This window comes from Chryseobacterium sp. ON_d1 (genome assembly GCF_006829085.1).
Classification (GTDB): Bacteria; Bacteroidota; Bacteroidia; order Flavobacteriales; family Weeksellaceae; genus Chryseobacterium.
Map to the genome: position 1 here is coordinate 117,136 of NZ_BJTC01000007.1, position 24,475 is coordinate 141,610.

Consider the following 24,475-nt stretch of genomic DNA (forward strand, 5'->3'; position numbering starts at 1 on the left):
AATGGATGTAAAATACGCATATTATAACAGCTCTAAAGGCTATAAAGTGACGGGTGGTACAGCTGCCCAGTTTTTAAAAGCGGACGGCTCTCTGGATAATAATTCCTATGTTAATAGATCGGGAGACTCGATGAGTGGTACCCTTACGTTTAATCATGCTGTAAATAGTACAATTAAAAAAGATTTATCTGCAATCACTACGGCGTCAGGATTTGCCAGGGATATTTTACAATTAAGCGGATCTAATGGGGTGGTAGATGCTGTTGCATGGTTTGGGGCTGTGGATGCGGATGGTACAGTAAAAATGACGTATGGCTACTTTGGAGCGACAAGTTACAATGCCACTAAAGCACTCCTCTGGACCTCAGACCAGAGAGTAGGAATTGGTTTAGGCGGGTCTTCATTACCGTTGGATGGATACAGGCTTCACGTTGCCGGTAACAGCTATACATCCGGTAATATAGGAGTTGCAGGAAGTATTAACAGTACAGCAGGTGAACTTCTGGTTCAGAGAATAGGAGTCAATAGAATCAGAACAGGTCCTGCGTTTACATTGATTTCAGGAGATGGAACTGCAGGAGTAGTGTATCTGAGGCCGCAGGGAGATGCTGTAATTGCAGGTCAGGTAGTTATCAATGCCAATAACACACAGTTTGTAGATGCTTATAATTTACTGTTTGGCAATCAAACAACAGCAGGATCCGCTATTTTCCATACGAATATAGCTAATGCAACGCATGGCTATGGGGTGTGGCTGGGGCAGAATTTACAATTTAATGGGACCGATTTTATTCAGCCAAGAGGAGCCTTAAATTCATGGGGACTTTCAGTGAACAATCACAAGTACTTTTCATTTAATTATGGGAGTGCTACCGGTACGAATGGAAATGTTCCGACATTAACTGAGGTTGTAAAAATTAATAATACCGGTAGAATTACAACACTCAATGACGGAACTTCTTCCGATTGGATATCAGCATATAATACTGGTTTTCTCTACAGAGGTGTTTTAGGCCCTACAGTAGATCTGAACAGTATTACTTCTACAGGATGGTGGGTTCAGACAGGAAATGCGAATGCAACTTCTGCAAATAATTATCCTGTAGGCTTAGCCGGACAATTAAGAGTGTATTATACGGCAACCCATATCGTTCAGGAATATACTACCTATGCAAATAATAACGATGTTTACAGGAGGTACTATTTCAGTGGAAACTGGTATCCCTGGACAAAAGACTGGGATTCAAATGACTTTTCCGGAACAGATGTAAGCAATTGGAATACTGCATTTAACTGGGGAAACCATGCCAATGCATCATATCTTACCACTTCGGCATTATCCAATTATTATACGAAGAACGAGTCCTTAAATATGTTCGTTGGAAAAAATGGAGTTGAAACAATAAGCGATACAAAAACATTTACCCACAGTCCTGTTATTCCCAATGGGACACTTGGAAGCCATGCTGTCAACAAAAATCAGATTGTATTGGGCACTGCTCCTGAAAATGAAGGAGGGCAGCAATTAAGTATAAGCGGAAATAATGCTGTTACCGTTACCAATTTTTTCGTTACATCTAGGGACGGATCAAGAAATGCAGATGATATTGCCCCTAATGCTACCCCAAAAAGAGTTAGATTTGATTTTGCTAAGTCTAACAGTGCGGGCTTGGGAGCGTCAGGAAATTATGCTGGTATCATGACTTATTCGCCTTGGGATGGTACAACTGCCTCTACAGGAGATTCGTCCTATCAGTTGGCATTTGCAAATCAGAGTGGTATTAATGGCTCCGGAATTCCGATGCTCAAAATCAGAAAAGGAATTGATGGAAACTGGACTACACCATGGTATAAATTCTGGACAGATGCAGATTTTACACTCACAGATATTCAGAAGTGGAATTATATGACCCAGTACAGCTTACAGCTGAACTTGGATTTTACAGTAAATACAGGATCAGGGCTGGTCATTGCAGATGATTATTTTGGAGGTGAGTCAGGTATTATCGATAGCAAAGAGGGTAAACAGGTCGCTACAAAAAGAAAAGAATATTATTGTTATGGTTCAAAGAAGAGTGACTTTGATGGTTTAAACTATCATTGGGGTATACAGAACTTTGGAATGGGGAGAAAGGCCAATGATGCTGATAAGTTAGTGGTTGAAGGTTCCATAAAAGCCAGTGAAAACTTTAAATCGAACGATGAAAACCCGGATACAATATTTATTCCTAATGGTAAAGTAGCTGATCTCAGAGATGAAATTGTAAACGATAAATCTGATTATACCATTAGGTTAGATCCGCACGAATACCAGATTGATTCTTCCGGGCTGCTTGAAGTAGATGACAGAAACAGACTGATCCATATTATCGGAGAACAGATTAAAATGGCGGTTAACTTCAAAGAAATCTACCCAAAACAACAGATTGTCATTTACAATTTTGACAAATATGGTGCCCCGATGGAAGTTAGAATATATAATAAACCCATATATAATATTAAACCGGGCTGCTTTGTAAGATTGTATATTACAGAATTACGCAGAGTGATTGCAGAAAGAGAGCAGCCATGTGATTTTGTCTGGTAAAGAAGCATGATCACTGATTTGATATATAGCCCACAGTTGGAAAAAGAAAAATTTCTGATTGTGGGCTTTATAGCGTGTATACTGATGAAAGTATTAACAGTGCATTCTTTCTTAATTTCCCGTTGATTTATTTCTCATAATTTGCTCGTGCACTCTTAAGTTCTTCACTATGACGGGCGATCCACAACCAAAGTGGAGTAACCTGAATCAGTAAGCCACGACCCAGAGATGTTAATTCGTACTCCACCTTTGGAGGTACTTCAGGATATACACTTCTTAAGATCAATCCGTCTCTTTCCAATTCCCGTAAACATTTTGTCAACATTCTCTGGCTGATTCCATTGATATGGTTCTCCAAATTTGAAAAGCGCATTTTACCGTCTATTCCCAGTGCGTGGAGAACAAAAAGTGACCATTTATTACCAATATGACTTACTATATCCCGCTTAAGTTCATCCTGGTCTTTATTCAGTACTTTGCAGATGTCATCCCAGGCTTCTTCGATTTCGGCATCTGTCATCAGTCTATCCATAATAAAACATGTTATTGCTGTTTAAAGATAGATTTTTCTGACAAAAGAAGGTGTATAATAAAATGAATTTGTTAGTATAGATCATGTTGTCGTATAAGTATTTTCTGTATTATTTAAAATAATCTGACTATCAATCAAAAAACTAACATCTGTGTAAGTAGCTCACAACGAGGTGCCTTATTGTTTTCATTATCTGATCATAGTAACTTTGCTCAGGGAAATGAACTTATTGTATCAGGTTAGATCAGAGTTTTGAACCTTAAATTTTTTAAAATGAATAATACATCAATTTTAGTTTTGGGAGCAGGTGAATTAGGAATGCCTGTCATCCGTCAATTAGCCAAAAAAGCTAAAAAGTATAGCAATACAAAAGTTACAGTGCTGCTGAGAGAAGCAACGATTAATACTGAAGATATCAATAAGAAAAAGAATATTACAGAACTTAAAGAATTGGGGGTAGAATTACTTCCCGGGGATCTGTCTGCTCCGTCTTCTGAACTGGTGTCAATTTTTAAAAATTATGACGCTATTGTTTCCTGTACAGGATATGGAAATGGTGCGGGAGGTTTTCAGCTAAAGCTGGCCAGTGCTGTGCTGGATGCTGGGGTCAAAAGATATTTTCCATGGCAGTTTGGAGTTGATTTTGAAGTAATAGGACGAGGCAGTGCACAGGATCTTTTTGATGAACAGCTTGATGTCCGGGAGCTTCTCAGATCACAAAGTGCCACAAAATGGGTTATTATTTCCACAGGGATGTTTACCAGCTATCTTTTTGAACCTTTCTTTGGTGTTTTGGATTTAGAAAAAAAATCAATCAATGCTATTGGCGGATGGGACACTGCAGTTACAGTAACCACACCGGAGGATATTGGTAAGCTGACAGCTGAGATATTTTTTGCAGAACCTTTAATAGAGGATAAAGTCGTATATATCGGTGGAGACACAATTACTTATGGACAATTAGCTGATATCGCAGAGTCATTGTCAGGACAAAAATATAATCGTACGCTTTCTGATATGACAGAGATACAGAATGATCTTAAAAATGATCCTTCCAATTTTGTTAAAAAGTACCGTTCAATATTCGGAGCAGGAAAAGGTGTTTCCTGGCCATTAGAGACAACCTATAATTTTAAAAATGGCATTGAGACCATTTCTGCTGAGCAGTGGGCAAAAGATAATATTGACTGGGAGTCTTTTAATTAATGGCAATCCATTTTTTAAGATCGAATTGCAGAATAAATAGCTTTTAATAAATTAGATTTTATAGTATAAAAAAGAGACCGTTATTGGATAGCTGTCTCTTTAAGTTACCAGAGCATATATTTAAACACTTTTGTAGATATTTGATAGTTTGAGCCAGATTAAAACCGGATTATAAAACTCATCCTTCACAGATTATATCTTTAAAACTTTATATTCAGATTATAAAACAATTTCGCAACTTTGCTTATATGAAAACCTTTAGCGATTTAGTGAACTATAATAAATATCTGAATCTGTCTGCACCACTGCATCCGTTGATGGACAGCAGAGTTTGTAAGCAGGCCATTCCAAATTTTCCGCAGACAAGCGGCGAGATTCAGGTTAACCTGTTTAAAATTTCACTGAAGAAAAATTTCACCGGAGATATTCTTTACGGCAAGAATAAATATTATACAGAGAATGGGTTGATGCTTTTCAGTGAGCCGGGACAGGTTGTTTCCTGGGATAGTCTGACTTTCTGGGACGGTTATGCATTTGTATTTCATCCTGATCTGATCAGGCAGAATCCGATAGCAGGTAAAATCAATCAGTACAAATATTTCAGTTATGAGATCAATGATGCGTTATTGATGACGGCGCAGGAAGAGGAGACGATTACCTGGCTTTTTACAAAAATTCATATGGAGTTGGTTGAAAATAAAGCCGGAGCAAACATCAATATTATTCTTTCTCTGTTAAATACTGTTCTTTCCTACGCAGATGTTTTTTATGAAAGACAATTTAAAGATAAAGCCACAAAAGCCATTTCAGTTGCTTCAAAATTAAAAAGCTTACTGCAGAAACATTATAAAGATCTTTCAAAACCCGTTTCAAATTTTCCCACAGTTTCCTCTGTTGCTGAAGAGCTCAATATGTCTTCCAATTATCTTACAGATCTTATCCGTGCAGAAACCGGAAAAAGTACGATCAGTTTCATTCAGGATTTTTTGATTGAACAGGCCGAAATTTTATTGCTGCAAACAGACATGAATATCAGTGATGTGGCTTATCAGCTGGGTTTTACCAACGTTCCTTATTTTTCAAGATTTTTTAAAAAAGCTAAAGGCATTTCTCCAACAGAAATAAGAAATCAGAGAAAAGTATAAGATATTCCCTGATTTGTGTTAAAAATCCCGGGTCTGTCCAATTAATTTTGAACAGACAGATAAGCTATGTCTTAAAAATTTAATATCATTTAAAATTATTACTATGATTTTTACAACACAAAAAATAAGTGAAAGCTACTGGAAAGTGGTCATCAATCATCCTCCCGTAAATGTTTTTGATCCTGAATTTTCTGTTCAGCTGAGAACGACAATGGAAGAACTGGAAGCCAATGAAAATCTGAAGGTTGTGGTTTTTGAAAGTGGCAACCCGGATTTCTACGTTGCCCATGCAGAATTGGTTAATATATTTGAATTTCCGAAAGGCACCGGAGAAACAGGACTTTCAATTTCATGGCCGGATGTTGCCAAACGTCTGGAACAGGCTCCTTTTGTAAGTATTGCATCTGTCAGAGGAAGAGCAAGAGGATTGGGAAGCGAGTTTATTCAGGCTTTTGATATGCGTTTTGCCAGTAAGGAAAAAGCTGTTTTTGCACAGCCTGAAATTGGAATTGGTTCTTTTCCTGGCGGTGGCGGACTGGAACGCCTGCATTTGTTGACCGGAAAAGCAAGAGCTCTGGAAATTATTTTGAGCGGTGATGATTATGATGCTGAAACGGCAGCGAGCTATGGCTGGATCAATAGAGCTTTTCCTGATAATGAGCTTGACGCTTTTGTAGAAAACCTTGCCAACAGAATTGCTTCATTTGACAAAAAAATCATTACAGCTATAAAATCTATTATGAATGAAAGAACTATTATTCCTAAAAATGAGCATATTATGGAAACCCAGACCCGATTTTTTGCGTCATTGACAGAACCGGAAGCAAGAACGAGAATCAAAAAGCTGCTGGATCAGGGGTTGCAGACATATGGCGATGTAGAACTTAACCTGGGCAAATATTTATAGCTGAATGAAAGCATTAGTAATCAACGGGCATATCAAATGGCCGCAAATTGCAGAAGGAAATCTGAACAGAACAATTTTTGAAAAAAGTAAAGAGGTGTTCAGCGAAAAAGAATATGAAATTCTGGAAACCGTTATTGATAATGGCTATGAAATTCCTCAGGAAATCGAAAAGTGGGTGAATGCCGATGTCATCCTGTTTCATTTTCCGATCAACTGGTTTGGAATGCCTGCAAAGACAAAAGACTATATTGATAAGGTTTTGATGAGCGGTTATGGCAAAATCTATATGGGAGATGGCAGAAATAATGGCGGAAACTATGGAACCGGCGGGCTGCTGAAATCTAAAGGGATTATTGTCAATACCTGGAATGCACCACAGGAAACATTTGGAAATTCCGGGCAACTGTTAGAAAATTTTTCCATGGAAGAATTTACGAAACCATTTACAGCGACACTTCAGTTTGTGGGGGTTCAGCCGTTACCGACATTTGCCTTCTATGATGTTTTCAAAAATCCAGAGATTGAACAGGAATTAGTTTCTTTTGAAGAACACCTCAGACAGCATATATAAATACTGAAAAAATCATAAAAAAATATTAAAAATAAAAGGTCAGAGTAAAAATACTCCAACTTGCGGGTCTATTTTTCAGGCTAGAAATCCAAATTTTATTTTAAAACGTATTTCTGTACTATTTTTCAGCTGAAACGGACTATTTATTCCCCATGCCTGATGATAACTTTGCTTCATTAAATAACAAAAAAAATTAAATGAGTAAAATAGTTTTAATTACAGGAGCATCAAAAGGATTCGGAAAATTATGGGCTGAAGCACTTTTGAAAAGAGGAGATAAGGTAGCGGCTACAGCCAGAAATATTTCGGCTTTGCAGGATTTGAAAGACCAGTATGGAGATCACATCCTTCCTTTAAAACTGGATGTCAACAACCGTTCAGAAGTCTTTGAGGTAACAGATCAGGTTGAAAAACATTTTGGAAGAATTGATGTTTTGATTAATAATGCAGGTTTTGGCTTATTCGGAACAGCAGAGGAAACAACAGAACAGCAGGCGAGGGAACAGATGGAAACTAACTTCTTTGGTTCGTTGTGGGTTGTACAGGCGGTTTTGCCGGTCATGAGAAAACAGAAAAGCGGGCATATTATTCAGATTTCAAGCTTTTTGGGATTGACGACTTTACCCCTTTTAGGATTATACAATGCCTCAAAATTTGCAGTTGAAGGGTTGATTGAAACCATCGGTTCTGAAACAGCTCATTTGGGAATCAAAACCACTTTAATTGAACCTAACGGGTTTGCAACAGACTGGGCAGGTGCTTCAGCAGTCCAGACCTCTTCGGATATTGCTGATTACAATCCGGTACGTGAGGCTTTTGCTGAAAGCGGAGATAATCCTGAAATCTGGGGAAAACCGGAAGCTACAGTCGAGCCTGTCTTATATCTTATTGATAATCAGAATCCTCCGGAAAGATTATTGTTCGGTAAGATTGCTTACCATGCCATCCATGAAGTGTATAAGAAAAGACTGGAAGATATTGAGAAGTGGAAAGAGGTGAGTATTGCCGCACACGGGTATTAATTAAAAACGGTATAAGCCACTGTAAAAGCAGCAATCCTCTGAGGGCCATGATATCAGGTTGGAACAGAAAGCAGGTTTCCGTTAATGAAAAATGAACCCGCCATACAGCCTGTCATTTTAAATGATGTGGTACATGGCCCTTATTATCATTCAGACTCTTACTGCAGGATATATCAGTTTTTTTTGACATAAAATAATCCTGCTTCCGGCAAATTATTTTTAACTTAGATAAAATTAAACCAATGCAACATTATAAAACCCTTACGGAACTACATTTAGGCAATCACTGGGAGGCTCCGGAACATCCGCTTTTCAGTATGATTGGCTGTCTGTCTGAATGTAAATTAGGGAACAGGGAGTTTACAGCAGACTGTTATGTGATTGCTTTCAAAAAAATAAAGTCAGGTATTTTCATGTACGGAAGAACACCATATGATCATGATAACGGTTGTCTTTTTTTTGCCAGGCCGAGACAGATTATCGAGATGAAAAATCTTGAATTTGAAGAGAAAGGATATATGCTCATGATTCATGAAGATTATCTGAACGGGCATGAGCTTTTCAAGGAAATAGAAAAATATAGTTTTTTTGACTATGAAGTGACGGAAGCTCTCCATCTTTCTCCAAAAGAAGAACAGATTATTTTAGAGCTCTATTCGAAAATTCAGGGAGAATATTTTAATAATCCTGACGAATACAGCCGTGATATTATTTTGAGCCATATCTCTTCTATCCTGAAATATGCGCAGCGGTATTACAAGAGGCAGTTTACAGACAGAACGCAGGTGAGCGGAAAGACTGCTTCCAAATTTAATGATGCCTTGAGAAAATATATACAGGATGGTCTGCTTGAAACAAACGGACTGCCTAATGTAGCATTTCTAGCGGAAAAGCTTTTTGTTTCGCCAAGATATCTGAGTGATTTATTAAAGCAGGAAACCGGAAAGACAGCAATGGAACTTATCCACATTTTTATGATTTCTGAAGCGAAAAACCTGTTGAGGCTGGGAGAAAAAGGAGTTGCAGAAATTGCCTACGAACTGGGTTTCGAAAATGCTTCTTATTTCACAAGATTATTCAAGAAGCAAACGGGAATGAAACCTTTGGAATTCAGAAAGTCCCAGATCAATTAAAACCCTTTTGGGCTAAGGCTGTTTTACTTTTGAAACAGTCTTTTTCATTTCTGTAAATCTGTGCTGTTATTAGCGGGAAATGTACTATTTATTAAGATAGAATGGGAGTACTTTTGACTTGTTAAAATCATTAAAATCAAATCTGGGAAAATCAATGCAAAAGCTCAGAGAAATTATATTCAACACATTAAATAACATCCAACCAACAACAATATTATGAAAGCAATTGTATTAAAAGAAGCAGGAGGCGTAGAAAATCTGGAATATGCAGAATTGGCAAAGCCGGCGATTGGCGGAGGCGAGGTGCTGATAAAAGTAAAAGCCATCAGCATCAATCCGGTTGATGTGAAAAGCCGTGCAGGAAAAGGAATGTACGGAAGAATCAAAACAGAGAACCCATTGATCCTGGGTTGGGATATTTCCGGAATTGTAGAAGAAACCCAAAGCCCGGATTTCAAAGTGGGAGATGAGGTCTTTGGGATGGTCAATTTCCCGGGACACGGAAAAGCCTATGCAGAATATGTTGCTGCTCCGGCTGCTCAATTGGCGTTAAAACCTGAGAATATTTCGTTTGAAGAGGCTGCTGCTGCAACGTTGGTAGCTCTTACCGCTTATCAGGCTTTGGTTCATCATGCCCATATTCAGCAGGGTCAAAATGTTTTGGTTCATGCAGCTTCCGGAGGTGTGGGACATATTGCCGTGCAGCTTGCCAAACATTTGGGCGCAAACGTTACGGGAACTTCTTCTGCGAAAAATAAAGACTTCGTACTGGGCTTAGGGGCAGATTCACATATCGATTACCATGGTTTCGATTGGAAATCAGCAGGAAGAACCTTTGATTTTGTATTGGATACGATTGGCGGGAACAATATCGATCATTCTTTGGAAGTGATCAAAGAAGGCGGTTCGATGATCAGTATCCCCACCGGATTGAATGAAGAGGTCACTTCTAAAGCAGAATCCAAAGGAGTAAAGGGGTATTTTATTCTCGTACAATCCAGCGGAGAAGATATGAAGCAGATTGCTTCTTTATTGGAAAGTGGTGCCATTAAAGCGCATGTTTCCAAAATATTTCCTTTCGATAAAATGAGAGAGGCACATCTGGAACAGGAAACCGGAAGAACAGTAGGGAAAATCGTAATTAGTCTGTAATCAACATGATAAAAAAATAAAAATGAATTTTAAAAATATAACATTCTGGGCAGCTGCATTGATTTCCTTGGCAGCCTGTAATAAATCTCCCAACAGGGCAGATGCAAAAACTGACATTGAAACTTCAGCAGAGAAAAATGCACCTTTAGAAGAGGTTTTCTCAGACAGCACTTACCAGTTGACCGGTGTTGCTGTTGCAAAAGACAACAGGGTTTTTGTGAATTATCCGTATTGGCTGGACACTCATTCTTACTCAGTTGTTGAGGTGAAAAACGGTAAGCCTGTTCCTTATCCTGACGAAGAATGGAACAGTTTCCAAAAGGGTGAGGACGGACAAAATAAATTCGTAACCGTACAATCGGTAGTGGCTGATGACAAAGGTTTTCTTTGGGTGGTAGATGCAGCCGGAATTGGCCTTGGAAAGGTTTATCAGAACAGTAGTAAAGTGGTGAAAATCAATTTGGAAACGAATGAAATTGAAAGGATCTACAGATTTCCGGGCAGTGTAGTAGGGGAAGATGTTTATATTAATGATATCCGTATCGATAATCAAAATGGTTTTGCTTATTTAACCAATTCAAATACCGGAGGAATTGTTGTTTTAAATATCAAAAACGGGGAATCAAGATTGGTTTTAGCCAATTCTCCTTCTGTGCAATCAGATCCGAATTATCATTTTGCTCCGTTGGGAACGGAACTCAGGAAAGACGACGGTTCTTTGTTGAAAGTGAATTCAGATGGAATTGCCCTGACTCCTGACAATCAGTATTTATATTACAAACCGCTTACTGATAACCTTCTGTACAGAATTAAAACTGAGCTGTTGAGGAATTTTGGAACAACTGAAGAAGTACTTAACAAAAGTGTAGAAGATTTAGGGAAATTCATCACAATGGACGGAATGATTTTCGACAAAAAAGGAAACCTTTATTTGGGAGATCTGGAGAAGAATTCAATTGTGAAAATAACACCGGATCTGAAAATGCATACGATTGTAAAAGATGACGAAAAGCTGATATGGCCTGACAGCTATAGTATTTCTGACGATGGATATTTATATATTTCCAATTCACAGATTCAGCTAATGCCCTGGTTTCATAAAGGAAAGGAAGAATTTAAAAAGCCTTTTAAGGTTTTTAGAATCAAAATTTAAAACCATACGGGAAGGAGGAAAAACCGGATAGAGGTATTTATACTCATTAGTATTAAAAAATGGCATCGCTTAAGACAAGTGATGCCATTTTTGTGACCAGTATGAAGGTATCTCTAAACATTTTTATCAATTATTGTGTGAGTTTAAATCAGGTTGAAAAAAAATTATTTTATATTTATTATAGATTTTAGTGTGTTAGACAAAAAATTAAGAATAATTGCAATTGATTAATCTTTATTTAGCATTATTGGACTTCGTTAAAAAAAAGAAAAATATTAAACTATTTAATAGAAAGTTTCTGGTTAACGTCAATATTTTTAGCTTATTTAATAATTATTTTATATAAAATTTACAAGCTCTATAGTTTTTTTGTTACCGTAGTAATCATGAATAAACATAGGAAACCCACTTAGTACAGATACTTGGGAAGATGGTATTATATATTTTTTTAATTGATTATCAAATATCTCTAATTGGGGAAAAAGTTGTGTAGGAAATTCAAAATTGTCTTTAATAATAAAATTAGCCTTTTTAAGATGTGCTGATATTAAAGATTTCCAAATATCAATAGAGTATCCATTAAAGTTGATGAGTTCTTTAAGAGACTCTTTTCCTACAATAGCCTTATATTTAATGTTTTTTTTACACTCCACTACCAAATCCTGAAATGTTGCAAAATCACAAATATGCTTTAAAGATTCTACCATGGGATAACTTAAATATAGTTTTCCTTTATCTGTTTCCTCTTGAAAGAAATTTAATAATTCATTTACTTTTTTATCATCAGCCATTGATGAATGGCCGTCATAATCAAAGAATAGATAGATTTCAGCAAAATCATCTCTTGTATATTCTTTAAGTAATTCTTTATTTTTTTCGTTTCTTTCTTTGAGGAGATTAAAGGTATCTAAATCTTCATCAGTTTTAATTTCTCGATAAATCTGATATATTTCTGCACCATATATACATTTAATGCTGGTGTTTTCGTTTACAAAGTATTTTTGTAAACTGGTAATGACTTGTTCTTCAGTTTTATCTCCCTCAAATACAAATAATACTTTATTCAACATCGAATGATCCGGCTTTATACATTTTTTCAATATTGTGAGCTTCTCTCAATTCTTTTGGGGTACTTTTTGAAAATGATCGAATCCCTTTTTTAGTCATTTCAAAATAACAATCTGGTCTAAGTAGATCATTATTTATAATCGATGTGTTGTGCGTTGTTAATATAAATTGGACTCCAGTTTCTTTTAATTTTTCAACAATCAATGCAGATAGGGAATAGTGATAAAATGCGTCAAATTCATCAATAAAGACAAATGAAACCATGTCAGATTTTTTTATATTTTGATACCAAAAATAAAATAAATAAAGAGATTGTGTACCAGTAGACGCTACTTCATTGAAAGGTATGAACTTCCCATCAAAATCAAATGCAAGTGTCTTTTTGCCTAACTCTTCAACGATAGAAAATTTACATTCAATCCCTGCGTCATTTAAAAAACGTTCAAAATCGTCTACATTGTTATTTTTTATAATATCTTCTAGAATGGATTTGCCACCAACATCCAATCCTATAAAAGTTCTATCTGACAATGATCTGAAAAAAAGCATCTGTTCAACGAAAGTAAACAATGATATAAAAATGTCATTAATTTCATTTTGCTCCAAATCTGTATTGTTTTTAACATACTTTAAAATGGATAACTCAGGATTATCTATGTCTGTTTTTAATGTTGCAGCTCCTTTTAGATTTATAGTTGCTTTTGATTCTTTTTTTCTGTCAAATGAAGCGATTATATTTCCATCTATTTCTAAAAGTTCTGACGAAATGGTCTTGTAGTCCGTTTTTTCATATTCATATTTTACAATTTTTGAATTAATTAGAAATTCATAATAAAAGCTGGCATAATCTGATTGACAATAAGCATTTAAATAGTTTTTATAAACGGATTCATTTCTATATTTATCGGTTAAATGTTCAACAATATCAAAAATAGCTAATGCTAGATTCGATTTTCCGACACCGTTATGACCATAAATAATCGTATTATTAGCAATTCCATTTTTAATAGAACTCTTATTGAATTCATAGCCGTTGACTCCTGTCAAATCTAATTCAAAGTCTTTTTCAAAACTTTTGAAATTGGAAACTTTAAATTTTCTAAGCATTTTAAGTTTTATTATTAAAGACAAAATTACAAAAAAAACAATAACCGTAATTTTTTTACGGCTGAATCTATGGATTTTTAGACAATAATTTTAAATGCATCATAAAATTATAAAAAGTTTGCTAAAATAATTTATAAAATATTGCCTTTATAAGGCAGAATATGGAATTTAGTGCAAATTGATTTCAGTTAAAGAAATAAAAATTAAAAAATGGCATCGCTTAAGACAAGTGATGCCATTTTTTGTGACCAGTATGAACGTATTTTCAAATACTTTTATTCATGATTGGGTTCGGGTGAGCCAATTAAGAAAGAATGGCAATCTGCTTACCTCTGCATGCTGTTAAAGTATTCAATTTATATGATGATTACACGGTTAATCTGTTACTTTCAGAGATTGAATATATCCTTCAGACAACTGAAAATGATATTTCAAAACAATAGGGCTGCCTGGAAATGTCCCTGCAACTTCTGCAGATAGGATGTTTTCATTTTCGTTGTAATCTATTGGCTTCATAGTGGCTCTGTACTCTTTGTTGGCTTTATCAATCCATTTTTCAATTTCCGGTTTTCCGTGGTGGGTTTGGCCTTCATCAAATACCTCTGCATTTTCGGCAAAACAGTTGGCATAGGCTGCACTGTTGAATTCGTTTTGGGCTTTCACTAATTCTGAGATGATGTTGGGTAAATTCATTCTGTTTAATTTTTTAGATGATTAAATGGTAGGCACTGTCCCGCCATCGATTATAAATTCAGTTCCTGTTAAATAATGAGCTCTCGGTGAAACAAGAAAACCTACTAATTCAGCTACTTCTTCCGGTTCGGCAGGTCTGCCGTAAGGTATTCCGCCCAATGCATTCAGAACACTTTGCTGGGCTTCCTCAACAGAGGTTTTTGAATTCCGGGCCATTGTTTCCAGCCATACTTTGACATTTTCTGTCCTGATCCATCCCGGCGAAACAGTCAGAACACGAACACCTTTTGGTGCCACTTCATTTGATAAACTTTTACTGTAATTGATCAATCCTGCTTTTGCCGCAGCATACGGCAAAGTAGATTCGTACAGAGGCAGTTTACCCTGGATTGAAGCAATATGAATAATGACTCCGCTTTTGCGCTCTGTCATTTGGGGTAAAAATCCTCTGTCCAGTCGGACGGGAGCCAGCAGATTAGCCTGTAGGGTTGACTCCCAGTCTTCATCAGTTAATACGCTAAAACCACCGGCAGGTGTAGATGAAGAACCCAGGTTGTTCACAAGAATGTCCAGCCTCCCATAAGTTGACAGCACTTCGCTGATGACTTTTTGAGTTCCTTCTGCTGTACTCAAATCGGAAGGAATGAAATACAGGTTGCTGTTTTCTTGTTCAGGTGAATTTCTTGCAGTGATAATAACCGTTGCGCCAGCTTGTAACAATCTTTCTGCTATAGCTCTGCCGGTTCCTTTTGTACCTCCTGTTACCAGGGCAATTTTACCCTGAAGTTCATTGTTGTAATTGAATAGATTTTCCATTGTAGAATTCTTTGGTACAAATTTCGGAAGTATCACTTTTTCAGGCAATAACGGAAAATGGAATCGCATAGGGATAATTTTTTCCCCTCTTGTGCAATTGGGTACATTGGGCTAAATTTGTGTATGCATGAGAGAAAAATACCTTTGAATTTAAACTGTGGCCTTGACCTTATTGGCGAAGTCCTTTACGGCAAATGGAAAATCCGTCTGCTGTGGTTTATCAATGAAGGTCATCTGCGTCCCAGCGAATTACAGCGTAAAATTCCGGATGCTTCAAGGCGTGTCTTAAATATCCAGTTGAAAGAACTTGAAGAGCACGAACTTGTTACGAAGAAAATCTATGCTGAGGTTCCGCCCAAAGTTGAATATTACCTTACAGATTTTGGTAAAACCTTAATTCCTGTCATTTCTGCATTAGGATCCTGGGGTGACAGAAATGAAGACAGGCTGAGAAGAGTAATTGTAAAGAGAATGGGAAAGAATGACTGAGAAAGCTCTAAAACTGTATTCAATTCTAAATTGATACCTATCTGATTCGGTATTCAAAAAGAATAAAAAGCGCCACTTAAGTGACGCCATTTGATTTTTTAACTTGGATATTGGCCTCAAACATTTTTACAGAGCAATCAGAATCAGGTAAGCTTTACCGCAATTTTATTGGAACCCTTCACTGCCAAATTCCTTTGCTTCCATGCATTTTCTTTGCGTTTAATGATTCTGTAGTATGGATTGCAGCAAAAAGTTTAAACAGCACCAGGATTAATATTAAAAATCTGGTTTAATTTTTAGCAGACAGCATTTGATTGATTTTCAAAATCATTTCTTTTGCGTTATTATTGGAGGGATCAAGTTTCAGCGATTTCTCATAATCGCTTTTTGACAGGCTGTACTCTTTTTTATTAAAATAAGCCTCACCGCGACTGTCGTAAACATTTCCTGAATTTGGAAACTCATCAACATTTAAGTTGAAAATTTTAATTGCCGAGTCTGTTTTATGATCTCTCAGAAGCTCATAGCCAAGGTCATTCAGCTCATTTTCATTGGAAAAATTGTAATCATCAGGCTTAGTCTTTTTAAGATTTTTATATAAAGCAATTCCTTTGTCAATATTTTTTAAGCATTCTTTTCTGATTGTCAGTCTGATAGATTCTTTTTGAGGCTCTATCGGATAATCCTTCCAATGGTTCAAACTGGCAATGCTTAAAAGAATTTCATCGATTAATTTAAAATTATTACCGTTAGTCATCACAGCCAGGCCGTTTCCGTCTTCAACACTTCCGATATAGTAGCAGACAAAGCCTTCATTTCCACCGCTGTGGCCGAAGTATTTTGTGCCTTTGAAATCATTCAGAAATACACCGTAATTATTCTCAACTCTCTTTACAGACATTTCTTTGGACAGGATTTTATTTGATTTTCCTGCTAGTGACAGTTGGGTTTCAATGATGTATTTGGCCAGGTCATTGGGATTGGTCCATAAACCGGCGGCTGCTTTTTCAGGATAGATATGATATTTACCTTCTACTTCTTTTCCGTCATTATAGGCGGTTGCCAGTAATTCTTTTTTATCCTGAGATGGAGGCTGGCTGTAGGAACTTTCGTTCATTCCTAAGGGTACTAATACATTTTTCCCCATAAAATCTTCGTACTTTTCCCCTGTGGTATTTTCAAGGATCAGCTGGGTGATTGTGGTTCCGCCACCTGAATACTGGAATTTAAGATCAGGTTCAAACACAGAGCGAACCGCAGGAGAATTGGCAGGCTTCTGCCCATTGAGAATCTGTATGACCGTTGGCAGATCTTTCCCTTTCTGATAACCTCCGAAACCATGAACAGACAGTCCCGCTTTATGGCTTAAAAGATTCGCAATGGAGATTTTTTTCCCTTTAGAAACAGAATCGTATGGAAATTTCCAGGTTTTCAGATAATTATTTATATCATGATCCAAATCTAATTTTCCCTGTTCAACCAGTTTCAGAATGCCGAGACTGTTGATAGATTTGCTGACAGATGCCGCCTGGAAGAGCGTTTGAGTCGTGGCAGGCCTGTTTTCACCAACATCTGCAAAACCGTATGCTTTCGACCATTCTACTTTATAATCTTTAATGACTGCGATACTTACTGCATTCATATTGTAGAAAGCCATTCTTTCCTTTAAAGTCCATTTTTTATTTTTCGATGTATCCCAGCTAAGAAGATTGTTTTCAAATGATTTTATTTTATCCTTAACACTTTGTGCAAAAATATTGAGGGATAAAGACAGCAATAGTAATAGATTAAGTTTTTTCATACTAATGATAGTTTGGTTATTGTATATGTAAAGATAAGACCATCTAACATTGTTTTTTATTACCTCAAAGAATAAATATTTATTCGTTACTGTCTTTTTCCTATTGGACTGGAGAAGGCTCAATGGTTTGTTAATTGTTTGATTAAAAATAAATTATATATAAGACCAATATAATTTTATATATTAGAGGTGACTTCATTTCGGGATCGCAATAAACTTTAGCCAACATTAAGCATGGAAAAAATCATCCTTATTTTAATCTGTTTACTTTTTCTGACAAGCTGTAAAAAGGAAAAGGCCATAGAGTTACAGGATTTCAACTTTAATAATAAGGCGTCCGCCTATTTTTCAGATAAGGATAAGTACAAAACGTATGACAACTATTACCAGGTAAAATCTGAGGTGATAGGTGTTGATACTATTTCTGACGGAGCGTTTATAGGAAGTGAAAAGCCCGTACGGATTGAATACAGGCAGGAAATTTTTTCTTATGAAGATGTGCTGGCAAGGTTTGACGATTTTGATTTTAATGCCGTCAATTTTGCCACCACTCCTGATGGTAAGATGATGGTTTTTAGTGCGGTTGCGGGAAAGATCTCTTTAGAAGAAACTAAAAAGTTTGTAGAGTTATTGGATGAGAAATATGGAAAGTCAAAAGTGAGCAGAGAAACCTTTATTAAGCCGTATGATATCTATACCTGGCGTTTAGGAGACCGGATCATTAAATATTGTATAGTGGGTGACGATGGCAGCCATACAATGAAGATTGAAGCCGGGCAGACCCATGCGAGTCGGAATGGCGGGGAAAAGAAATCTCAGATAAAAGCTTTCCTTTATATTATAAAAAATGAGTACGCCAGCCAGGTCATAGGTAAGATGCACTCCGGTGACCTGTTATATTGCAATTGATCCTGGATAAGTTGAGTGAGGGCAGAAAATGTTAGTACTCAATAACCATCTATCAGCTATAATATCATTAATGAAAAAACTAAAATAATGAGTGAAACTGTGAAAAGCATATATTTTATATTCATTTTACTTTCGGTCCCCCTGAACTTACTGGCCCAAAACAGTAATCCTAAAGAGCATTATACGTACCAGGTCAGAGAAGAACATGGAGATTTAAATAATGATGGCAAAATGGATAGAATAACGGTGAAAATGGATACAGTGGACAAAACAAGACCGTTAAGATTAGATATTTTTCTGTCCCAGCCGAATGGGAAATTAGCTCTGGCTGTATCTTCAACCAAGATCATAGAACCCCAATACCCGGTTGAAAACCAGGGGAAATTTAATGGATATCAAATTCCGGATTTCTCTATTGAAAAGGGAATCTTAAAAATGAGGAGTGAAATTGAAGGCGGGAATATTACCTACGACTTCAAATACAATAACGGCAATTTTGAATTAATCTATGTCGATAAGCTCACTAATAATGCAACAAAAGGCTATATTGATGAAAAAACAGTATTTACAGAAACCAAATTTGATCTGGTTACCGGGATGAGAACTGAAACGGATGAAATATCCGGCTCAGCCAAAGCACTGAGTGTAAGAAAAAAAAGAGTTTTAATAAGGCCTCTGCCCAAAATACAGGATTTTAAATTTTCTGATAAAAAATTATATTAAGAAGAAGTATATTAGTATATCAATACATGTTTTACTCATGATTATAAAAATGGCTTGTGTTTGTATTTTTTACTCCAAAGCATGCCTATCCATATAATATAAAAGCCAATGCTGACACACCTAATGCCTCCGGACGGAGGCCTGTTATATAAAGAAACAGATATGACTCAGTTGTTCCCTGAGCCTTTAAATGCAATCACTGCTGCATTTTTTTTAGCCATAGCCATTTTCTGGACTGTTAAATTGAAGGGTCATTTTAAAGAATATCCTTTTTTAACCTACTGCCTGTTTTTATTATATATTGGAGCCATAGGGGGAACTGTTTACCATTCATTCAGGCAATGGCCGGTATTTATTATGATGGATTGGCTGCCTATTATGGTACTCTGCCTGTCTGCCGGATTTTATTTTGTAGCGCAGAGTACCCGATGGTACTATGCTGCTGTAATGGTTCTGGGATATACAGTACTTATGTTCGCTTTGAGAAACTGGATTCTGGCTGATAACCCTTCTCTTTTTATCAACGTCAATTATGCCATCATGGCGTCATTTGTAGTTTTCTCGGTACTCAGGTATCTGATGTATACCCAATGGAAAGCCGGACAATGGGTAGGCTTTGCTGTATTGTCGTTTGTTTTTGCACTGACCTTCCGTATCGCTGATAAATGGGAATGTTTCAGTTTCGGAACCCACTTTTTATGGCATACATTTGGGGCGGTAGCGACGTTTTGTATGTTTAATTATATTTATCTTACGCAGAATGTAATTAGAAAAACATAGATGGTTATTTCTCTTCGCAAAGTTTCACGGCTTTGAGTTGTTAATTAAGCTATCTGAAAAAGAAGTAATTAGAAAAAAAGTTTACATTATGTGTAAACTTTTTTTTGTATATTTGTTAAGCAATGTACGTATTAAATAAAATCACGGGTAAGAAAGAAGCAGCAACAATAACTAAAATTGATGCTGCTGAAATTTCGAAAATTAATAAAACCAGGCGATTTGATTTTAATTGGAACAAAGAAAAAGACTTTCATGTCTATAAATTGACAGCAGAAGAGAAAGAAGAACCCATAGGATTGTTATCAATAGAAGAGCGGCCACAGGATTATGCTTTGGAAATCAGACTTCTGGCGGCTTCCAAAGAAAATGTTGGTCAATCGCAGAACTATAGCCGGATTGCAGGCTGTCTTATTGCATTTGCATGCAGAGAAGCATTTAAAAAAGGATTTGGAGGGTATGTATGCTTAAAGCCAAAAACAAAGCTTGCTAAACATTATATGCAGCAGTATGGATTACAGTCAACCAAAATATATTTGATCACTGAAGGTGAAAATTCATTACAATTAATTCAGGAATATTATGAAGACAAACAGGAAGGAAATTAAGGAAACAGATTTTTCAAAATTTACAGGTGAAGAGCTTGCGGATGCTTTTGTCTTTCCTGCAGATCAAATTTTGGATGAGAAAGAGAAAAAAGAGGAGAAGGACTTCTGGGCAGCTCGTCGGAAACAATTTGACAATCGCACTCATCGTCAAAAAATGTATTCAAAATTGTTGCAGCTAAAGTTTCAATTGGAAGACTATATAGATAGCAGTCAATATCTGGAAGCTTTTAGTTTTGGATTTTTTTTAAATGAGTACGTTAGAAGACAAAACAAAAAAGATAAGGACTTTGCTGTTGAGGTGGATGTGAAGCCAGCTGTACTTAGCCAATATATTAATAATCATCGCAAGCCGACAGATGAGTTCATCATCAGGCTTGAATTACATTCCAACGGGCTGATTCCCGCAATACATTGGTTTAAGCTTATCCAAAAAAATAAAGAGCATGAAATCATGACAAATCAGAAATTAAGAGACGAAGAAAGTAAGCATGTTAAAAATAGACTTGGATTTGCTTATTAGCTTTCATTTACTTTGAAATAGCTTGAAAACTTTAGATCAGTCAAGACTTTAAAAGTCCCAACGAAAGCTGGGATTTTTTTGTTTTAAATTTTGCAACGGAAAGTCTCCTGATTTTAAGCTCATGAAATAAGGTTGTTTTCTTTGAACTTGCTCCGAAGTCGGGAGATTTTGGAGAGCGGGGGTTGAATATTTTTTTAAAAGATGTATGATATGATAGTTTATTATTTATCTTTTGGTTTTCTGATTCCAATTTGTTTTGCTAATTGATCTAATTTTTCATTACTATCTCTTTTCTCATTAATTATATTTCGAAATCCCTCCTTTTGACTTTGAATGGTTGCTTGATATAGGTTTTTTAAATAATCCCCATATTGTAGTAAAATATCTAAAAATTCATTATTACTCAAAAAATTGTTTTTAATGATAGTTCTAAAAATATCTGTAGAAGGATCTAATAAATTATATTTAATAAAAAGTGGTAGAATTTTTTTTGCTGTATCAATATTAAATTCAATATGCCCATTTAAAAACTGGTCTCTGATATCTTTTAAACTATTTTCGATCGATAAATTAGAGTTATTAGTCTCATATTTGTTAAATATAGTCCACCAGGTTCCATTAACTTTGCTCTCTTGAATTTTTGACAAAAATGTCTCTTTAAAGATATCTAAAGAGGATTGTGTTAAGGAAGTACTATCTAAGTAATGAAAATATTTAAAGTGGATATCATTTTCAGAATTAAAAATATCTTTATAACCATCATTTTCTAAACCTTGAAATTCTCGATTAAATTTTTCTATAAAACTCTTTGATATTGATAAATCACTATATTTAAAACAATCATTAATGAACTCATCACTTAAATTTCGTAATGATAAATCAGAATACTCTACTGTCCATTCATTCAGCTCATTTAGCAGCTGGCTATCTCTTAATTTTAGTGAAGTTTTAATTTTATCATAATTATTAATAAGTTTATTAATATCCGCCCACTTATCCAAAGATGAATCGGAAAATAAACTCAAAATAATATTTTTAAACAATATAGAGTCAACAAAATGTTCCGAGTTTATTAAAAGTTCTCCATAAGAAACATAATTTAGGATTTTTACTCCTATCTCCTTTGCTTTAGATTCATCATGAGTATTTAGAATATTAGTGAATTGACTTTTATAAGAATTGTTAAAATTTCCACCTCTTGATATTCTCATTGCTATTAAATCATCAATAATTAGTGATGAAGAGGAAATATTATTTGTATAAAGAGAATATATTTGAGAATCATTTAATAATTCTTTTAAAGCTGTACTTTCTTCATTTATAGTTTCTTTAATTTTTAAAAGTATATCATTTGCTTTTTCAATATTATTTTGATCAACAGCAGTATTAAAATTTGTTTTTAAATGTTGTTTATAATTGCTAAGATCAAAATCTCGACATATAATTTTAGTATTTTTCAATTCTAGAATGTTTTCAATTTTTAATTTGGAAATGTGTGCGTCAATTAATTTATTGTTACAAGTCAATCTAAACTTTTTATATTCACTTCCTTTATTTTCAACTAAAGCAATAAAGTTTTCAGCATTAATATTTTTAAAAGGTAGTAAAGGTCGAATTCTATCATCATATAAGTGATTCATGAATTTATCAATTAAAGAAATATACTGCATCATATTAGACTCAGTAATTAGTTCTGCATAGTCAAATAATAAAGTCTTCAGATATTGATCATCATCATAATTTTCAATTAGAATTAACTTCCAATCTTCAATTTCAAGCTTTTCAACTTGAGAGTTGTCATTTATAGCTTTATAGTAGAAAGTCTTCCAAGCTTGCTTAATTTGTAATTCAGGAATATTTGTATTATTCTGAAGTGCAGAAAGTGTTTTAATTGGATTTTCTAAAATATCAGTATCAATAATTGCTGAGCTAAAAATCGAATCAGCAAAATCGGATTTACAAATAGCGTTAAACCTATCCACATCATTTCGATTTAGCGCATCTTTTAATTCTTGAGTATAAATTAATTCAATAGCTTCATCTACTGGAATATGATAAACGATCGCCGTAATTTGGTTTGAAAAATCAGAATCATTATAGTAAATAGATTTTAAACCGTCTAAATAGTCTAATTTTGTAATAGCCCTTAATGGATCTTGTAAAATTTCGTCTTTTTTTAAAACAAATACAGCAATATATCTCTCTTTAAAATTTTCATCTAAAAGTTTAATAGTTAAAATTTCATTTATAAAAGCTATAATTTCTCGTGGAGTTATTCTTTTATTTAAAAACTCATAAACTTGTATTACTAAGCGTAATTCATCTGCATCATAATTAACAAAAGCCTTATCCCATTGATTTTTAAAAAACAGCTTCCAATCAGACATAATCGGAAGGGTTACTCTAAAAACAATATCAAAAGTTTTATTTACATAATCATCTCCAAAAGTCTTATCAGTTCCATCAATATTTAGTTCCTTAAAAGCATTTTGAATATGCTCTCTATCGAAAGGTAGTATTACCTTGATATTTTTATATTTTTTCTCTGCAAAAAAAATATGAATAGAAGACCAAATATTTAGAATATGTTTTTTAGGTAGCCTGTCAAAGTTATCAAAGACTAAGATTATTTTTTTATTTAAATCTTCGTCAATTTCCTCCATCCACTTTTGAAAATCTCTAACAGATGGTTGATTTTCAGAAATTGTTTCAATTTTTGTTTCTTCTTTCTGTTTATTAGTATATACTTGAAAAGTTTCTTCTGCAGCATATCCGAATGACTTCCAAAAAACCTTTTTATTCTTCCAGTTTCTAATAAGATTATAAATATAGATACCAATGACAATAAAAATTGGAAAAGCTACCAATACTAATTTCCATAACCATGAATCTATCTGAAAGAAATCTTTAATTGAATCTTTAAATACATTGACTGTTGGAATATAAACAATAGATAACAAGCTAAAAATAAATCCAACACTTAGGTATGGCTGATTAATGGTAGTTGTTTCTTTCGAATTAGCTAATAATATTTTTAATTTATGATCCCAATTTTTTTTACCATTTTTCTTAAGAAGATCTGTTTCATTTTTAATAAATTCAGTTAATTCAACTAATATGGCTTTTCTTTGTTCATCCTCTTGATGACCCCATACATCATACATAAAGAATTTATGAGTTTTTTCTACCTTTTTTTGTAATAGGTGTATTAAATTACTTTTCCCCGATCCCCAAGTTCCATCTATTCCAATAATCTTAAAACTTTTCTCATCGAGAATTTTTTCACTTATTACTGTTGCTATCTTATCTTGAGATTTATTTTTAAATAAGTCTTCACCTAAGGGCTGGTTAGCTAAAAACTTATATTTACTTTCAATAATTTTTTTCTCCATATTTTGAATTTCCCCAGTTATTATAGTTTAATTAGTTTTTATATATCAAAAATAAAAAAATAACAATAAATATCAATATGGTTTCCCGTACATATAAATGATTGTTAATTATTTAGTCAAAAAAAATCAACAATATTGAAGCAAAAAAATCCCAACTTTCGTCA

At 34.9% G+C, this 24,475-nt stretch carries 22 protein-coding genes; 15 read left to right on the forward strand and 7 right to left on the reverse strand.

What is annotated here, in order from left to right; all coding sequences use genetic code 11:
* The first annotated feature begins 1 nt into the window (after position 1).
* A complete protein-coding gene (locus CRS_RS12480; protein ID WP_142724368.1) occupies positions 2-2,587 on the forward strand; it encodes a pyocin knob domain-containing protein in 2,586 nt (861 codons plus the stop codon).
* 127 nt (positions 2,588-2,714) lie between these two features.
* Here the strand turns inward: CRS_RS12480 and CRS_RS12485 are convergent, their stop codons facing one another.
* Complete coding sequence (locus CRS_RS12485) at positions 2,715-3,119, reverse strand: helix-turn-helix domain-containing protein (RefSeq protein ID WP_142724369.1); 405 nt, start codon at positions 3,117-3,119, stop codon at positions 2,715-2,717.
* 273 nt (positions 3,120-3,392) lie between these two features.
* On the opposite strand from CRS_RS12485, the gene CRS_RS12490 reads away from it, so the two are divergent.
* From CRS_RS12490 to CRS_RS12525, 8 genes are all read left to right on the forward strand, one after another.
* Positions 3,393-4,325 carry an aromatic alcohol reductase gene (locus CRS_RS12490; RefSeq protein WP_142724370.1) on the forward strand — a complete coding sequence of 311 codons (933 nt, stop codon included), beginning with the start codon at positions 3,393-3,395 and terminating at the stop codon, positions 4,323-4,325.
* A gap of 248 nt (positions 4,326-4,573) precedes the next feature.
* Entirely contained in the window at positions 4,574-5,470 is an 897-nt protein-coding gene (locus CRS_RS12495; protein ID WP_142724371.1) for an AraC family transcriptional regulator, read from the forward strand.
* Positions 5,471-5,573: 103 nt separating this feature from the next.
* Positions 5,574-6,377: an enoyl-CoA hydratase/isomerase family protein gene (locus CRS_RS12500; protein ID WP_142724372.1), complete on the forward strand. Its 804-nt coding sequence runs from the start codon at positions 5,574-5,576 to the stop codon at positions 6,375-6,377.
* Positions 6,378-6,381: 4 nt separating this feature from the next.
* Positions 6,382-6,948 (forward strand): NAD(P)H-dependent oxidoreductase, encoded by a 567-nt coding sequence (locus CRS_RS12505; RefSeq protein ID WP_142724373.1) that lies wholly within the window; start codon positions 6,382-6,384, stop codon positions 6,946-6,948.
* A 197-nt stretch (positions 6,949-7,145) separates the two neighbouring features.
* A complete protein-coding gene (locus CRS_RS12510) occupies positions 7,146-7,970 on the forward strand; it encodes an SDR family NAD(P)-dependent oxidoreductase (RefSeq protein WP_142724374.1) in 825 nt (274 codons plus the stop codon).
* A 242-nt stretch (positions 7,971-8,212) separates the two neighbouring features.
* Positions 8,213-9,103: an AraC family transcriptional regulator gene (locus tag CRS_RS12515; protein WP_142724375.1), complete on the forward strand. Its 891-nt coding sequence runs from the start codon at positions 8,213-8,215 to the stop codon at positions 9,101-9,103.
* A gap of 216 nt (positions 9,104-9,319) precedes the next feature.
* Positions 9,320-10,255, forward strand: a complete 936-nt coding sequence (locus tag CRS_RS12520; RefSeq protein ID WP_142724376.1) for an NADP-dependent oxidoreductase — start codon at positions 9,320-9,322, stop codon at positions 10,253-10,255.
* 22 nt (positions 10,256-10,277) lie between these two features.
* Complete coding sequence (locus CRS_RS12525) at positions 10,278-11,408, forward strand: L-dopachrome tautomerase-related protein (RefSeq protein ID WP_142724377.1); 1,131 nt, start codon at positions 10,278-10,280, stop codon at positions 11,406-11,408.
* Positions 11,409-11,746: 338 nt separating this feature from the next.
* On the opposite strand, the gene CRS_RS12530 is transcribed toward CRS_RS12525, so the two are convergent.
* The 4 genes from CRS_RS12530 to CRS_RS12545 form a co-directional block, all read right to left on the reverse strand.
* Entirely contained in the window at positions 11,747-12,478 is a 732-nt protein-coding gene (locus CRS_RS12530) for a hypothetical protein (RefSeq protein WP_142724378.1), read from the reverse strand.
* The gene (locus CRS_RS12535) at positions 12,468-13,583 is read right to left on the reverse strand and encodes an ATP/GTP-binding protein (RefSeq protein WP_142724379.1); all 1,116 of its coding nucleotides are present in this window, start codon (positions 13,581-13,583) and stop codon (positions 12,468-12,470) included. Before CRS_RS12535 ends, CRS_RS12530 begins: the two co-directional genes overlap by 11 nt.
* A 375-nt stretch (positions 13,584-13,958) precedes the next feature.
* A complete protein-coding gene (locus tag CRS_RS12540) occupies positions 13,959-14,276 on the reverse strand; it encodes a nuclear transport factor 2 family protein (protein ID WP_142724380.1) in 318 nt (105 codons plus the stop codon).
* A 21-nt stretch (positions 14,277-14,297) separates the two neighbouring features.
* Positions 14,298-15,092, reverse strand: coding sequence for an SDR family oxidoreductase (locus tag CRS_RS12545; RefSeq protein ID WP_142724381.1), 795 nt, complete (start codon positions 15,090-15,092; stop codon positions 14,298-14,300).
* 123 nt (positions 15,093-15,215) lie between these two features.
* Between CRS_RS12545 and CRS_RS12550 the strand changes: the two genes are divergently transcribed.
* Positions 15,216-15,581, forward strand: a complete 366-nt coding sequence (locus CRS_RS12550; protein ID WP_142724382.1) for a helix-turn-helix domain-containing protein — start codon at positions 15,216-15,218, stop codon at positions 15,579-15,581.
* Between the two features lie 289 nt (positions 15,582-15,870).
* On the opposite strand, the gene CRS_RS12555 is transcribed toward CRS_RS12550, so the two are convergent.
* Positions 15,871-17,382, reverse strand: coding sequence for a serine hydrolase (locus CRS_RS12555; protein WP_142724383.1), 1,512 nt, complete (start codon positions 17,380-17,382; stop codon positions 15,871-15,873).
* Between the two features lie 234 nt (positions 17,383-17,616).
* Here CRS_RS12555 and CRS_RS12560 point away from each other — a divergent pair, with 234 nt between their 5' ends.
* The 5 genes from CRS_RS12560 (at position 17,617) to CRS_RS12580 (ending at position 20,919) form a co-directional block, all read left to right on the forward strand.
* The gene (locus CRS_RS12560; protein WP_142724384.1) at positions 17,617-18,291 is read left to right on the forward strand and encodes a hypothetical protein; all 675 of its coding nucleotides are present in this window, start codon (positions 17,617-17,619) and stop codon (positions 18,289-18,291) included.
* Between the two features lie 87 nt (positions 18,292-18,378).
* A complete protein-coding gene (locus CRS_RS12565; RefSeq protein WP_142724385.1) occupies positions 18,379-19,014 on the forward strand; it encodes a hypothetical protein in 636 nt (211 codons plus the stop codon).
* A gap of 108 nt (positions 19,015-19,122) precedes the next feature.
* Positions 19,123-19,794 carry a hypothetical protein gene (locus tag CRS_RS12570; protein WP_142724386.1) on the forward strand — a complete coding sequence of 224 codons (672 nt, stop codon included), beginning with the start codon at positions 19,123-19,125 and terminating at the stop codon, positions 19,792-19,794.
* A gap of 122 nt (positions 19,795-19,916) precedes the next feature.
* Complete coding sequence (locus tag CRS_RS12575) at positions 19,917-20,399, forward strand: hypothetical protein (protein WP_142724387.1); 483 nt, start codon at positions 19,917-19,919, stop codon at positions 20,397-20,399.
* Positions 20,374-20,919: a helix-turn-helix transcriptional regulator gene (locus tag CRS_RS12580; RefSeq protein ID WP_142724388.1), complete on the forward strand. Its 546-nt coding sequence runs from the start codon at positions 20,374-20,376 to the stop codon at positions 20,917-20,919. The genes CRS_RS12575 and CRS_RS12580 overlap by 26 nt, the downstream gene beginning before the upstream one ends.
* A gap of 221 nt (positions 20,920-21,140) precedes the next feature.
* Here the strand turns inward: CRS_RS12580 and CRS_RS12585 are convergent, their stop codons facing one another.
* The gene (locus CRS_RS12585) at positions 21,141-24,311 is read right to left on the reverse strand and encodes a P-loop NTPase fold protein (RefSeq protein ID WP_142724389.1); all 3,171 of its coding nucleotides are present in this window, start codon (positions 24,309-24,311) and stop codon (positions 21,141-21,143) included.
* Between the last annotated feature and the right edge of the window lie 164 nt (positions 24,312-24,475).